The following is a 16553-nucleotide window of genomic DNA, read 5'->3' as shown; positions in this document are numbered from 1 at the left end:
CTGTGCCTGATTTGTGAGGTTATTTTTAGTTGGTGAAGTGGTATTTATTGGCAGAAAGAATTTTTTTATCTTTATCCTTAACCTGCTTCAAGCGTCCATAGGTATCATACTCATAATAAGTCGTGAATTCTTTAGGATCAGTCATGCTTGTAATTCCTATTAAAGAATCATAAGTAAACGTTGTCACCATAGCATTGGGGAAACCCGCTCTCAAAAGTCTTAATTTATTGACAAGATTATTTTCCGTGGTAGAATTCGTTTCTCCAAATGAAGCAGAAACAGCATCATTAATAAGAGTCTGCTGGGCAGGGGTTATACTGTTTGCCTGGCCACTTAAAAAGCTTGCATTTTCAATTTTGGCAATAGGGTATTTTTTATCATATCCCCAGATATAGCATACAGATGTTTTTCCTCTAGGAGTAACTTGCGTCGGATTCCCTTTTTCATCGTAAAGATCATAAGTGATTTCGGGATTTGGGCTATAATGTGAATCTTTATTTAATCCGTTAAAAACAGAAAACTGCAACAGAGGTAGCGGCGTGCTTAATTCGGTTATATAATTTTGGTCAGGAACAAAATTAGCATCGCTTTTTTTATAGGTAAGCACAGTGCTGTTAATTATTTTTTCATTTTTTAAAGTTGTTTTTTCAACTAAAGGAGAAATGACATTTGCATTATTCATCTGGTTGTAAATCCCTGTATTGATGTTAAAAGGATACAGAAATTTCTGAACAAGATTTTCGCCTTTAGAATTCAATAACGAAGACTCTTTTATAAATGAGGGCTTGTTTATATCGTATTTGTTAGTTATAGTCTGAACAATACTTGTTCCATCATCAAAAAATAATTCTTCGGTCGTAGTTTTCAAATTTTCTACACCGATAGCATATTTTTGTGTCTTATAGCCAAAAAATGATCCTGCATCGTATTGCACGCGTTCTAGTTCCTCTTTGGCAATTGCATTAGAACTAGATTTTGATCGGTCTTGATCTTGGTTTGCTTCAAGTCCATAAAAAGTTTTATACTTAAAAATTGATGTATCATAGATTTCATCTACGATATACTCTTCATAGTCGTAGTTTGTTTTTCTAACTTTCAAATACGTGTTATTGTTACCTCTTTTATACTCAATTTTTTGAATTATATTATTTCCTGACCAGAAATTAGATGGATCGATGGCAAATTTGTTTCTTTTGTAGGTGTAATGGCGAGTATCAAAGTTATAATCGTAAATCTTGGGAATATTGTTGTAGTAGTAGTTTTCAATTTTACCTATATTGTTTGCTACATCACCTATATATTCAGTCACTTTATCATAATATACCAATTTGTTTAAAAAAGTATAATATCGAGAAGGAAAATAACCACTATAACTCCTAGTTTTATAGGTTACATTAGCCGATTGATTTCTGAATGACGGAGTACCGTGAGCGCCACCGAAAATGATAAAATTGTCTATAACTTTCCAATCTGTAGCTGTTTCCTCGAATTCATTTTTAAAATATCGATCCGGATAAAGATAACTAGGTATTTGTCCTATTCCATCTTCATTTGAACCATAAGTATATTCCTTTTTCTTTATTTCTGTACCATCTTTATCTTTTTCAATTACTCTCTGAATTCTTAATCCTCCACAATCTTTTATTGGGTTGGTACCATCATTATATAAAGCCATAATTTTATTACCTTCATATTCAAATTCGCTTTTTCCACCTGTTGGATAGGTAATTGTTTTTATCATTCCAATTTTCATATCCTCAGGATTACTAAAACGGTTATTATTAATTCCTATCTCATTTGAAAAACTCATGTTTGCCGGTCCTGCCACGCAACCGCCTACAGGATTAGAAAATGCGACATTTACTGTGTCTTTTGAAATTAAATTTTCAATCTGAGAATTATAGTACCCCCAATAATCACCACTATTGGCTAATTTTTCTGCATGGGGAAGCTTATTCAGATTGTAATAATCAAATTTATATTTTTCAATTATTTGGTCATTTTTGTCTTTAATTTCAAAAGAATTTAAATAACTGGGCTTTTCACCGCCAGGATTGATTATGTCAAATTTTATTTTTTTAAAATTTCAATATTATTTTTAATTTCAATATTATTTAGCAGAAATCCATTGATGTCAGGAACATTTTGTCCATAATTAAAATTAATAGTTAAATCATTGTATGTTAGTTTTGTTAAAATACAGGCTTCCTGATTACTATACGGAGGCATATTGTAATTTTTTACAAAATAATTTCTATGTAAATCCCAACCAATAAGGTCATACAAAACAGAATTACTACACAGGTTCATATCATTTGAAAAATAATTCATTGCTGTAGTTAATTGGTCATGTATAATAAGTGGTGGCAATGGACTATTTCCGTTTAAAGATGTTTTTGTATATTCAAATTTGATAATATCCTTTTTGTTAGGAGCCATAATTGAATTTAACACCCAGCAAGTGACAGAATAGTATTCCTGATCAAGTTCATAATTTTGATTATTTAAATCACTCTTCCCAAATTGATATATATATCCTAAATCATCAGTTAGCTCTAAAGAGGTTATATATAAACGGCTACGATAAAGATATTCTGAAGTAGTTCTAACTTTATAAGGCTGATACGGCATAAATGCGGCAGTTTTATTACCATTTATGTCGTTTAATATAAATTTTCCACTTTTCCCATTTGGCAAAGAGAAGGTGAATATGTCGTATTCAGTATCTTCATATTTACCATAAACACCAGGTCTACCAACTTGACTCAGATCCTGAGTTTGAAAAATATAATTATTATTGAGATAATCCTCGTCATTGGTACCTCCGTATAAAGTGATCCAATCTGGAACATAACCTTCTGAGACTATACCTTGTTTATGATCATTCCTTTCGTCAGGATATCCTCTAACTTCTCGACTAATAAATCCGCCTATATTCATTACCCATTTAAGACCTAATACACCATTTTCAGTAACATTTGCTTTGAGACCCGAAGCATGAAATTTTAGATTTAAAGGGATTTTAATGTCTCCAAAATTTATTTCATAAAGAGGTAATGAAACATCAACTAAACCGTTTGATAATTCAACTGGATAATCAGCGAATTGTTTTAAAAGATGCACTTGAGGAGAATTTATTTTTTCAAGTGCCGAATTTTGTGGATTTGTAAATTGACTTTGAGATAAACTTTTGATTGATAATAAGGTAATAAAAAATAGTAGAATTTTGGTCATAGTTTGGTGATTGAGATAGTTTATATTTTTGGTTATTATTAAAAATGCAATAATTTTTAATTAATGAAAGTGTAATTTTAGAAAAAGAAAATAATCTTCTTGTTTAAGAAATGAACTTAAAAATGAGGATGTGATGTCAAAATAATATATAGTACGGAAATAATCACAAAACACTAATAGTCCAATATTATTGATTAGTTTAAATTGATTGTATTTCATAAAATACAAATACTTTTTCGTGTTAAAATTTTTATAAAAATAATAATTAAAATTTATCATACAATAATTTGGATGTGTATTTTTTACAATTGTTTAAAAAACTTTATAGCTCTAACAAGTAATATTTTTTGTAAATTATTCCAACTACTGGATTAATGCGTTCTTAGAAAATATTTCAACAAATTGAACAAATATATTCATTGAAAATTTATAGGATTTGCTTGTAATTATTTTTTATTATTTTATTTAGATAACTACTTTTCTTGTACCTCTGGACCTGACAATCCCAGTAAATACTGAGAATTTAATTTCTGTATTAGGAAATAGCAGGACAAAATAACACAAAACAAACAAACGGGTTAGAATACTAATAAACAATACATTAACCCGTTTGTTTTAGATAATTTACCTATTCAGATATAAATATCCAGCCTTTTCATGTGTAGTAGATCGCTTGTCCTTATATCTTAATATATAATAATAGGTACCTTCTTCTAATTCGTTTGAGTATTTACTAGAAAAAGCTCCTTCTGATATGCCTCTAAAAGCGATGTCGTTGTTATTATAATGATTTCTCTCGAATACCAAAATTCCTAAACGGTTGTAAATCTGCACTGTATTATCCGGATAACATTCTAAACCCTGAATATAGAATCTTGAGTTATTTTGATCTCCATTTGCAGAAACAGCGTTAAAGATTTTGATCAGACAATCACCAAATTCTAAAACAGTTGGTCTTTCACCATTAAAATCGCTAAAATCTGACTTGTCAGTAACAATTATTCTGCTTTTACTATTTCCTGATGCCATTGCCTGATTGCTTATAGTCCCGGCATTCAGATCTGCCTGAGTTAAAACATAGGTTCCTGTAATGGAAGAATTATCCATTTGCCCAATAGCTAAATCGATCGGACCACCAAATATCGCAATTCCAGGTAAAGGATCAGTAACTGTTATGTTTTCAAGATCAGAGTTTCCTTTATTTGCTATTTCGAAGCTATAAGTTAAAGTTTCACCCACTTCTGTATATCCATTTCCATTATCATCGTTAAAAACCGCTTTCTTAACTATTGCAATAGCAGGAATTTCTACAAAAACACGCACTGTTGCTGTACTGCAATTAGATAAATTAGCCACTTCACATATTTGATAGTTGAAGGTATAATTTCCTGCCTGTGTACCTGGCGCTACATCAATTGTACCATCAGTGTTAATAGTAATTCCAACAGGAGAATCTATAGCTTTTATTATCACTTGCGAAGCAGTAACAGGAATACCGTTTATTTTGTCATTATCCAAAACATTCCCTATTTCTAATGAACCATTAATACCGTCCGCATTCCATGTAGGATCTCCTGCTGCCTCCAATAGTGCTGCTGAAATTACTAGAGTTATCGTTGCCGGACTTGCGTCTATGCCTCCCTGGTTATCTCTTGCAGTAAATATAAATGTATCATTACCAACAAATGTTCCACTAGGATCATAAGTGAGCATTGCTGCCTGCGCTGTTGTCAGTACCTGATTTTTTGTTACCGGAACACCTGATAAAGCCAAAACACCGTGAACTGGTAAACTTAAGATGGTATAACTAACGATAGTTCCATCAACATCTGTTGCCGTTAATTTATCGATAGGTGTTGCGCCGGATGTAGATAATATTGCTGTATTTACATGATCAGCTGCAACCGGATTATCATTGACAGCCCTAACTCTAATGAGTTGGTTTGCTGTCGCGGTTCCACCATTCCCATCGCTTATTATATAAGGAAAACTGATGGGCGTAGCCGAATTATAGTTAGCATCCGGCGTAAAAGTAATCACACCTCCTATTATCTTTACTTTCGCATTTGGTACAATTATCACTTGATCAAAACCTGTTAAACTTGTTCCATTAATTGAAGTGATAGTCAATGTATCACCATCAAGATCTGAATCAAGATTTAATGGGTTCAATGTTGCCGTTTCGTCTTCTGCAACTGTATAAATATCGTCTATTGCAACCGGATTATCATTGACAGCCGTAACCGTAATAAGCTGGTTTGCTGTAGCAGTTCCTCCATTACCATCGCTTATGACATAAGGAATGTTTATGGCTGTAGTCGAATTAAAGTTTTTATCTGGTGTAAAAGTTATCACGCCTGCAGCCGATATGTTTATAGTGCCGTTCGATACAGCAATAACCTGTGCTGCACTTGTTAATGTCGTTCCATTAATAGACGTTATACCCAACGTGTCGCCTTCAAGATCTGAATCAAGATTTAATGGGTTCAATGTTACCGTTCCATCTTCAGTAATTGTATAAATATCGTCTACTGCAACGGGATTATCGTTGACAGCCGTAACGGTAATATACATGTTTGCTGTAGCGGTTCCTCCATTTCCATCGCTTATTGCATAAGGAATACTTATGGTTGTAGCGGAATTAAAGTTTTGATCTGGTGTGAAAGTAATCACACCTGTAGCCGATATGTTTACTGTTCCATTCGCTACGGAAATTAACTGTGCCGTGCCGGTTAAAGTGGTTCCATTGATGGACGTAACATTCAATGTGTTCCCATCAGGATCTGAATCAAGATTTAAGGGAGTTAATGTCAATGTCACATCTTCCGCAACTCTGTAAATATCATCAACCGCAACTGGCACATGATTGATATTTGGATTGACAGAGCTCGAATTATTTCCAAGGTTTGGATCATGCTCAATTCCTGTTATAGTAGCTGTATTGTTATAATTACCTGTAGCATTTACTCTTGCAACGATATTCAGCGTTGCAGTAGCTCCGTTAGCAAGACTACCAATATCCCAGTTTGGTGATGACCAGGTTCCTGTTGACGCCGTTACGCTGACAAAAGTGTAACCAGAAGGAAGAACATCTATTACCGAAACTCCCGTTGCAGCGCTTGGTCCGGCATTGGAAGCAGTGATGGTAAATGTAATGTTATCTCCAATATTTACCGTGTTATTGCTAATGGTTTTCGATATCGAAAGATTACTCTGCACTACTGGTGTGGCAGTTGATGTATTATTTGGTATATTAGTATCCGGATTATTCCCGGTAATGGTAGCTTTATTAGCATATATTCCTGAAGCTTTAACTGTTGCAACAATTGACATTGTTGCAGTTGCTCCGTTGACAAGGTTACCAATATTCCAGTTTGGTGATGACCATGTTCCGATAGAAGGGCTTGCACTAACAAAGTCATAACCCGATGGAAGTACATCATTTACAATTACTCCAGTAGCCTTATAGGGTCCATTATTTTTTGCATTTATTGTAAAAATACTAGTACTTCCGATACTTGGATTAAGATTATCCACTGTTTTTGTAATCTCCAAATCCAACGGACAAATTGCAGTCTCAAAACTTTTTAAGACTAATGATGTACCTCCACAAGAAGTAGTTACTAAATATTGAACCACAACAGTACCTGATGCGGTAAAATTTAGCGTATTTCCGGTGAGGTTTCCAGGACCGCTACGAATACTTAATCTACCTCCTGCAGGAGTTGGATCTAATAAAACAGGATCATTAACGCAATATTTCATACCAGGTCCTGCTCCAGCAGTAACAGGTTGAATAATAGGAAGTGACTCTACACCACAAATTTGTACTGGAGCTGTGGCAAAAGTATAATTTATTTCATTTGTATCTATATTACTGCCATCGCCCATACTTCCATGGTATCTATGGCCGACGTATCCAAATTTAACTTCACAATCTTTAACGATCATTGAGGTGTGCCCCCGGTTTCTACTGCCAGAATATGATCTTGTCCATTTAAACCATTAGGAATAACAGGGTTTGAAGTGGAACCTGTAGTTCCAAGTAACAAGCCATTATTACCAAATGCGTAAATACTTTTACTGTTGTTAATCACATTTATGGCGCCATATTGACCGTCATGTTCCTGCGGGCTAAACCATTTAATATCATTCATCACAGGACCTGTCGGAGAAGAATATCTGGGTTGTACCCACGATAATCTGTCAGTAACCGTCCAATCTCCCAGCTCCTTATTAGAATTTTCACCCATACTATATAAGTTACCGTTTGTTGCTAAAATATAGTACGATCTTGCTGTCCCGTTTCCAGTCGAACCAATCATTTTTGGAGTTGCATTCAAAGGCAGTGTCATCTGTATCGCCCTGGCTTGACTTGGAATAACAGGCGAGTTATTTCCCAATAAGACATTATTCCCCCAAACATATATAGTACCGTCTGACTTCAATGCCATAAGTCCATCGTTATTTCCTCTACAGGCAACGACACCCGTCAAAAATGGATTTCCGGTATCCGAAGTTGTTACTTTGTACCACGTAACAGCATTTCCCCTTCCTCCATTACCTCTTACAGTTGATGTTTGTGAAAGTACCCACACATCTCCACTACAAGTTGTTATGGCCAATGTCTTGTATGTCGCAAACATCATTTTAACATCTTGGGGATTTACACCAGTAGGCAGACCATTTGAGTTGCCATTTATAGTGAGTTTTTGAAAAGCTGTGCTTGAGGTAATTGCAGCGCTAAGAACGATTCCTTCTTTTGACCATGCATATAATCCATCTGTTGCTAAAATAATAGCCTGAATATTACCCGTAGAATTACTTCCCAAAGCAGCCTTGAGAGGGATACCTGTTAATGCCGGAAAGTTTAATGTATTTATCGTTAGAGGTGCTAATACATCTGTAGTTCCGTCATTTGCAATTTTTTCTCCCCAGATCTGGAAAGAACCATCAGAAGTTCTTACAACTGTGCTATGAAAACCCGAGACGAAATTATCATATTCTATTGTTGCAGCATCATTATTTGACTCACTTCCAAAATTGGATAAATTAGTGTTTGAACATCCTACAATTGGTGTAGCACATTGACTACTCGCAATTTGACTGAATATAAAAAAACAAAAATGAAGCATATTTTTTTTAAGTTTGATCTATTATCTGTTGATCTATTATCTAAGGGAAAATATCGTATTGGCATAATTTTCGGATTATTTTATCTGGGGAAATTAGATAATCGTTGGTTATTCAATTCATAAAACTCTTAACTTGATTTTCTTTACTTTTATTTTAATTGCAAGTACTTTTTTATTCAATTTGTGATACGGGGATGCTGTTCATACAATAATTAAGTAGTAAAATTACGACACTTTACTATTAGTGTACTTACAATTAGTAATTATATAATTACATAATTGCCAGCTGGCAAAACATCAATATTTCAAATTACTTATCCCAACATTCAGCCAGTTAAAATGATATTCAGTTATCATTTTAGATTTTATTGAACGCCTGAAAGTTGAACTTAATTTTGATGAAAAACAGGTTATTTAATGGTTTCAGCCAGTGATGTAAATCTTTGGCTGAAAAACAATTAAACAATAAAAGCGCCAAATCAATGGCGCTTTTTATAACTTTATATATTTAAAATTTCATTTTCTGAATTCTCACAGCATTTAAAATTGCCAATAAAGCCACTCCAACATCTGCAAATACAGCTTCCCACATCGTAGCCAAGCCTCCCGCACCCAGAATCAAAACAATTCCTTTAACAACAAAAGCCAGCGTAATGTTTTGCCAGACTATCTTGCGCGTTTGCTTTCCTATATTGATTGCCATTGGTATTTTACTGGGTTTATCATCCTGAATTACAACATCGGCTGTTTCAATTGTTGCATCACTTCCTAAGCCGCCCATTGCAATTCCTACTGTACTTAATGCCACAACCGGCGCATCATTAACACCATCACCAACAAAAGCTACTGTTTCATTTTTAGCTTTTATTTCATTAACCTTATTTACTTTATCTTCAGGCAATAAGTCCCCAAAAGCATTACTTATACCTAGTTTATTGGCAACAAACTGCACTACAGTGTTTTTATCCCCACTTAGCATTGTGGTTTTAACCCCCATCGATTTTAGTTTATCGATAGTTAGCTGTGCATCCTCTTTAATCAAGTCAGCAATAGTTAAATATCCTGCAAACTTTTTATCATAGGCAATGGCAATCAAGGTGTAAACAATAGAATCTGGATCAATATCATACGGAATGCTAAATTTGTCCATCAATTTAAAATTGCCCACATGAAGTTCTTTTCCGTTGATTTCAGCTTTTAATCCATGCCCTGCTATTTCTTCTACATTTTTAAGTTCAATGGAAGGATCAATTGCGCCTACGTGATTATGAATGGCAGTAGCGACTGGATGGGTACTTTGGCTTTCTAAAGCATTAACCATTTTAAGTATTTCTTCTCTTTCAAATTCATTTGAAATAATAACTTCCTGAACCATAAAAACTCCTTCAGTCATGGTTCCTGTTTTGTCCATTACTACATTTTGGATATTGGCAATACTGTCCAAAAAGTTACTACCCTTAAACAATATCCCGTTTTTACTCGCTGCACCAATTCCTCCAAAATAACCAAGCGGAATACTAATTACTAAAGCACAAGGGCAAGATATTACCAGAAAGACCAATGCCCGGTATAACCAATCATTAAAATCATAGTTAGCCACAAAAAAATAAGGCAATAAACAAATGGCAATGGCTAGAAAAACTACTATTGGTGTATAGATTTTGGCAAATTTTCTGATGAATAGCTCCGTTGGTGCTTTTTGAGCTGTTGCATTTTGAACCATTTCTAATATTTTGGAAAGCTTACTGTCATTATAGGCAGTAGTTACTTTTACCTGAGCAATGGTTGTTCCGTTTATCATACCCGCCAAAACGGTTTCACCTTTTACTTTAGTATCTGGCTTGCTTTCACCTGTTAGAGCGGCGGTATTAAACGATGCTTTCTCTGATATTAATTCTCCGTCTAATCCTAGTTTCTCCCCGGATTTAAGCTGTATAATAGTTCCAATACTTACATCTGCTGCTTTTACGGTTTGTACAAGATTATTCACTAAAATACTAACTTCGTCAGGACGTTGGTCCAACAAACTTTTTATATTTGATTTTGCCCTGCTTACTGCCAAAGTCTGAAAAACTTCGCCAATAGTATAAAATAGCATTACTGCGACTCCTTCCGGATATTCACCAATGGCAAATGCTCCAAGTGTAGCAATACACATCAAAAGAAATTCAGAGAAAAATTCGCCTTTTGTTATACTTTCAAATGCTTCTTTTAAAACAGGAATTCCAACAGGCAAATAAGCTATGATATACCAGCCTAATCGCAAATAGCCTTTAAACCAGTTTTGTGGAAAATAATTATCAAATACAATGGCAATTATCAACAAAATGAAGGATATAATAGCAGGCAAAAACATCTTAAATAAGCTATCATCAGCATTATGTTCATGATTGTGCCCATCATCATCTAAATGGCTGTGATCTTCATGTGCAGCACAGCATCCGGTATTCTTATTCGATTTTTTATTGTTTTTTTGTTCTAATTCGCAACAAAGTTGTTTCCCATCTTCGTTATATATATGTTCATGTGCCATTTTTGAACTCTTTTTTAGGATTTTTTATCAAAATCATTTAATGCCTAAGTTAAGTATTTTAAAATCTATTTATATATATATTTTGTTTAATGCTCGTGTTCACCACCGCCTTTTATTGCTGATAATAAATAAAAAGCGCCCTTGAAAACTATTCGTGCACCAGAAGGTATTTCATCTACAAATTTTACCTCTGTAAAACCAAGATCTGTTGTTCCGGGAATAACTTCAATAGCTTTAAAATGAATTTCATCCTGTTCTTTTTCTTTGTTCGCACTTTTCTTCTTGAGGTGATTTTGTTCCTGAATATAAACAAAATATTTATCACCATTTCTAACAATAGCATCTTTTGGTAATGCGGGAACAGTTGCATTTGTGATATTGATGTTTGCCGAGACATACATTCCCGGAATTAAATCTTTTGCATTGGCAGGATCTATTTTTGCATGTACTGCTACCGTTTTACTTTCATTCGAAAAAGATTTATTAATTCCGAAGATTTTTCCTTTAATAGATTTATTCGATTGATTCGTTAACACAAAATCAATCACCTGCCCAACAGAAATAGAACCCAGATCTTTTTCATAAACATTTAAGTCTAAGTGCATCTGACTGTTATCTACTACTTCAAATAAAATCAGTCCAGTTTCTGCAAATGCTCCTTTTGCAATGTTTATTTTGCCTACATAACCACTAATAGGTGCTACGATAGGAACAAGTGAGCTATTGCCTTTGGTGCTTACATGCAAAGTTTCGAGTTTATTTTTTGCTGCCTGTGCTCTTGCTCTCTCTGCTGCCAGTTTTGATTTTACTTCCTGAAAAATTTTCCGTGGATTTACATTCTCATCACTCAGTGTTTTCTGGCGATTATATTCTAATTGTAAATATTCAATATTTGCTGTTGCAGAATGATAATCTTCCTGCATCTCGATTACTTCCAGATTTTGAATGGTTGCCAGAACTTTTCCCTTGTTGACATAAGTGCCTTCTAAAACAAAAATATCTTTAACCGTTCCGCCAATTAAGGTTGCTACTTCTGCAGAATTTTGTGGCGGTACCGTTGTATAACCGTTTGCTTTTATGATTTTGTTCAGGTTTCTCTCTTCAACCAAACCAGTTTCGATTCCAACGGTTTTAAATTGATCAGCCGTTAATGCTACTTCCGTTTCAGATTTTTCTTCTTCATGTGTTTCTTCGGTTTTTTTATCCTGACAGGAAGTGATTAAAAAGAGACTTAAAACCAGTATCAATAAATTGATTTTAGCTGTTATTGTTGAAATATTATATTTTTTCATTTTGCGGAATTTATTTATTTGTAAGGGATGGAAACTGTAATTCGATAGCACTTTGGTTAAAGGAATGTGCTGCTTCTGCATACTGTTTTTTAATGTCAATGGCCTGATTCAAAAAACTGATGTACGACCAATAGCTCATATCACCATTAGCATAACTTTTTTCTGCCGACTTTATAATCTGATCCGCATATTGTGTTCCTTCATTTTGATAATAGGTCAATGCTTTTTTTGCTTTTCAAAATTGTTCTGTAATTCCTGCATTTGAAAATTCAAAGCCAGTTTGTTTTTATCTAATGCAAGCTCTGACTGCGAAATACTTATAGAAGCTGCCTGTGCCTTGGCTGTATTAACTCCTCCAAATAACGGAATTTGAAGCCCTGCCGTAAAGCCCTGAAACAAAGATTCTGTATTGATGGTTTGGGCAAAATATCCCAATCCTAATTTTGGCGTACGCATAGCTTTAAACGTATTGGCTTCTTTTTGATATACCGAAATTTGCTGATTATAATAATCTGTAACCAGACCCTCTGCTTTTGATTTTCCTTTCTCATTTACATCAGAATAGAGTAATGTGGTATTGGTATCCGGTACTATATTTTCATTAGTTTGAACAAAAAACTGAAATTGCTTTTGGTAAATGGCCATATCGTAACTAAGCTGCTCTTTTTGCGTTTCGATCTCTTTTACCTTGGCCTTGGCACTAATAACCTCGATATTGCCACTTTCTCCGGTTTTGAAACGAAGCTCTGCGTTTTTGAGGAATTTGGTATAAATATCATTCAGTTCAGAATTCAGCTTTTGGATTGAAATACCGTATAGATATTGATAATAAGACAGCGTGATTGCTTTTTCTATTTCATATTCAGATAATGCTTTTCGCTTTTCAGCCAGCTTGACCAGTTCTTCTTGTAATTGTCGATTGGCTTTGGTAATTTTTCCTATCGGAAAGTATTGCTGAATCGAAATATTATGATCAAAATCAACACTGTTGAATTGGCCTCCCTGATATTGAACATTAAGCGGATCTGCCTGGAAAGCTGTCTTTTTAAGAGCGGTTTGTTTCTCAATTTCCTTATCGGCAATTTTTAAATCTATATTGTTAGATTTCCCTATTTCAATTGCTTTTTGTAAACTTACCGGTTGTGTCGTTTGGGCAAATGAAATACTCGTAAAAAGCAATAACAATGCGATGGTAAGAGGTTGCGATATCATTTTTCTTTTTTTAGTATTGTTCTCCAATAGCAGATACAGAATTGGCAAAACAATTAAGGTCAGCAGGGTTGCCGAAAATAATCCGCCAATAACTACTGTTGCCAATGGCTTTTGTACTTCTGCCCCTCCACTGGTTGATAATGCCATTGGCAAGAAACCCAGAGATGCAACGGCAGCTGTCATTAATACTGGTCTTAGTCTGGTTTTGGTTCCAAGGAACACTCGTTGTAGCGGATCTGTTATTCCTTCTGCTTTAAGCTGATTGAAATACGAAATCAGGACAATTCCGTTTAATACCGCTATTCCGAATAAAGCAATAAAACCAATTCCAGCCGAAATACTAAATGGCATACCTCGCAACCAAAGTGCAAAAATTCCTCCAATAGCTGATAACGGAATAGCTGTAAAAATTAATCCGGCTTGTTTGAAACTATTAAAAGTAAAAAATAATAATATTAAAATTAATCCCAAAGCAATTGGCAATGCAATTGATAACCGTTTTGTGGCTTCAATTAAATTCTCAAACTGTCCTCCATAAGTAACATAATAGCCTGCGGGAAGTTCAAAACTTTTATCTAGTTTTTGCTGAATTTCCTCTACTACACTTTTAATATCACGACCACGAACATTCAGTCCGACTGTTATTCTTCGCTTACCATCTTCACGCGAAACCTGTACAGGACCTTGCTCATAATTAATGGAAGCCACTTGCGAAAGTGGTACCTGCTGCCCATTCGGCAATGGTATAAATAAATTGCTCACATCGGCAATATCGCTTCTGTTATCGGCATTCATTCGTACTACAACATCAAACCGCTTGCTTTCATCGTATATCTTACCTGCAATCTCTCCTGCAAATGACGAACGAATAATGCGATTAATATCGGATATATTCAAACCATACAAAGCGATTTTATTATAATCATATTTGATCGTAATTTGTGGCAAACCAGTAACTTTATCTGCTTTTAAATCTCCTATTCCTTCAATGTTTTTTACTTTCGAAATGAGTTCGGCTGCTTTTGCATCCAGAATTTCTAAGTCATCTCCAAAAATCTTAATTGCAATATCACTTCTGCTTCCGGTCATCAATTCATTAAAACGCATTTGAATAGGTTGTGAAATCTCAATGTTTACTCCGGGAATAATTTCCATTTCTTTTTTCATCGCATTCGCTAAATCTTCCCAATTTTTGTATTTTCCTGACCATTGCTTTTTATCTTTAAGAACAATAATCAAATCTGCACTTTCTATTGGCATTGGGTCTGTTGGTATTTCACCGCTTCCAATTTTAGCTACAACGGTTTTAATCTCAGGAAATTTATCTTTTAAAATTTTTTCATATTCCGTAGTAGTCTTTATCATTTGGGTTAGAGAACTTCCGGTCATAATAGTAACATTTAGTGCCAAATCTCCTTCTTCGATAGTTGGAATAAATTCTCCTCCCATATTTTGAAAAACAATGACTCCCAAAATAAATAAACCAAGAGCAATACCTAATACTGTTTTTTTAAAGGCCAAAGCCTTCTCTAAAAATGGTGCGTAAATATTCTCCAGCCACGCCATCATTCGGTCACTAAAGTTTTCTTTGTGTTCTGTATTTTTAGATAAAAACATAGCACTCATCATGGGTACATACGTTAACGAAAGAATAAAAGCACCAATAACAGCAAAACCAACTGTCATGGCCATAGGTTTAAACATTTTTCCCTCTGTACCAATAAGAGCCAAAATAGGCAAGTACACGATAAGAATAATGATTTCTCCAAATGCAGCACTATTTCTAATCTTAGACGCTGAATTATATACTTCAGTATCCATTTCTTCTTGTGATAAATTATCTTTTCTTTTGAGTTTCTGCAAATGATGCATCGTAGCTTCAACTATGATAACCGCGCCATCGACGATGATTCCAAAATCAATCGCTCCCAAACTCATTAAGTTTCCACTTACGCCAAAGGCATTCATTAAAATAACGGCAAAAAGCATCGCCAGTGGAATTACAGATGCTACAATTAAACCTGCACGAAGATTTCCTAAAAATAAAATAAGTACAAAAATAACGATCAATGCTCCCTCCAATAAATTTTTACTTATTGTTCCAATAGCGCTATCAACTAATTTCCCTCTGTCTATGAAGGCTTCTGCTACAACTCCTTCTGGAAGGCTTTTATTTATTTGGATCATTTTTTCTTTAATACGCGCAACAACTGCACTTGAATTTTCTCCTTTAAGCATCAAAGCCAGTCCACAAACAATTTCTCCCATACCATCTTTAGTAGAAGCACCATATCGAAGTGAAATGCCTTCCCGAACTTCTGCAACATCACGAACCAGAACCGGAGAACCATTACGATTTTTGACTACTACGTTTCCTAAATCTTTTACACCTGTAGCCATGCCGACTCCGCGAATAAAGTAGGCATACTGGTCTTTTTCGATATAAGCGCCCCCCGTATTTTGATTGTTTTTCTCTAAAGCATCAAAAATTTCAGTGATGGTTACGCCTAAACTATTTAAAGTATTTGGATTGACAGCTATTTCATATTGTTTTAATTTACCTCCCCAGGTACTAACATCTGCTACGCCTGCTATTCCCTGCAATTGCGGAATAATAATCCAATCCTGTATGGTTCTTAATTGTATCGCATCATACTTATCTTCATATCCTTTTTTGGCATACACATCATATTGATAAATTTCTCCTAAACCAGTTGTAATAGGCGCGAGTTCAGGAGTTCCGGCATACGCAGGGATATTCTCTTCTGCTTGTTTTAAACGCTGAAATATTTGCTCTCTGGCCCAGTAAATGTCAACATTATCTTCAAAAACCACGGTCACTACCGATAACCCGAAACGAGAAATACTACGAAGTTCAATGACTTTAGCAACGGTTTTGACAGATTGCTCAAGCGGATAAGTAATTAATTGCTCTACTTCCTGACTGGCCAAAGTTGGCGCTGTAGTAATAATCTGAACCTGATTATTGGTAACATCAGGCAATGCATCTAGTGGTAATTTTTTAAGCGAATAGCTTCCCCAGGCAATTAATACCAAGGTAAACAATAGTATAATGAATTTATTCCTTATACTAAACTGTATAATTTTATCTAACATTTGAATATATAATGAAATGAGAAATTAAGA

At 34.7% G+C, this 16553-nt stretch carries 8 protein-coding genes; all 8 read right to left on the bottom strand.

Going from position 1 to position 16553, the window contains the following annotated elements; all coding sequences use genetic code 11:
• Window positions 1-25 precede the first annotated feature (25 nt).
• The 8 genes from ACZZZT_RS14745 to ACZZZT_RS14710 all read right to left on the bottom strand — a co-directional run bounded on the left by ACZZZT_RS14745 (window position 26) and on the right by ACZZZT_RS14710 (window position 16523).
• Window positions 26-1810 (bottom strand): hypothetical protein, encoded by a 1785-nt coding sequence (locus ACZZZT_RS14745; protein WP_463460953.1) that lies wholly within the window; start codon window positions 1808-1810, stop codon window positions 26-28.
• A 260-nt stretch (window positions 1811-2070) separates the two neighbouring features.
• Window positions 2071-3234, bottom strand: coding sequence for a hypothetical protein (locus tag ACZZZT_RS14740; RefSeq protein WP_463460952.1), 1164 nt, complete (start codon window positions 3232-3234; stop codon window positions 2071-2073).
• A 624-nt stretch (window positions 3235-3858) separates the two neighbouring features.
• Complete coding sequence (locus ACZZZT_RS14735; protein WP_463460951.1) at window positions 3859-7185, bottom strand: Ig-like domain-containing protein; 3327 nt, start codon at window positions 7183-7185, stop codon at window positions 3859-3861.
• On the bottom strand, window positions 7182-8369 hold the full coding sequence (locus ACZZZT_RS14730) for an RCC1 domain-containing protein (protein ID WP_463460950.1): 1188 nt from the start codon (window positions 8367-8369) through the stop codon (window positions 7182-7184). Before ACZZZT_RS14730 ends, ACZZZT_RS14735 begins: the two co-directional genes overlap by 4 nt.
• Before the next feature lie 508 nt (window positions 8370-8877).
• Window positions 8878-10902 carry a heavy metal translocating P-type ATPase gene (locus ACZZZT_RS14725; protein ID WP_463460949.1) on the bottom strand — a complete coding sequence of 675 codons (2025 nt, stop codon included), beginning with the start codon at window positions 10900-10902 and terminating at the stop codon, window positions 8878-8880.
• Window positions 10903-10988: 86 nt separating this feature from the next.
• Window positions 10989-12194, bottom strand: coding sequence for an efflux RND transporter periplasmic adaptor subunit (locus ACZZZT_RS14720; protein ID WP_463460948.1), 1206 nt, complete (start codon window positions 12192-12194; stop codon window positions 10989-10991).
• A gap of 10 nt (window positions 12195-12204) precedes the next feature.
• A complete protein-coding gene (locus tag ACZZZT_RS14715; RefSeq protein ID WP_463460947.1) occupies window positions 12205-12414 on the bottom strand; it encodes a hypothetical protein in 210 nt (69 codons plus the stop codon).
• On the bottom strand, window positions 12411-16523 hold the full coding sequence (locus tag ACZZZT_RS14710; RefSeq protein ID WP_463460946.1) for a CusA/CzcA family heavy metal efflux RND transporter: 4113 nt from the start codon (window positions 16521-16523) through the stop codon (window positions 12411-12413). Before ACZZZT_RS14710 ends, ACZZZT_RS14715 begins: the two co-directional genes overlap by 4 nt.
• Window positions 16524-16553 lie beyond the last annotated feature (30 nt).

The sequence above is a fragment of the Flavobacterium sp. AC274 genome (genome assembly GCF_979258275.1).
The sequence above is the reverse complement of the archived record's forward strand: the minus strand, read 5'-3'. Positions and strand labels throughout refer to the sequence as shown.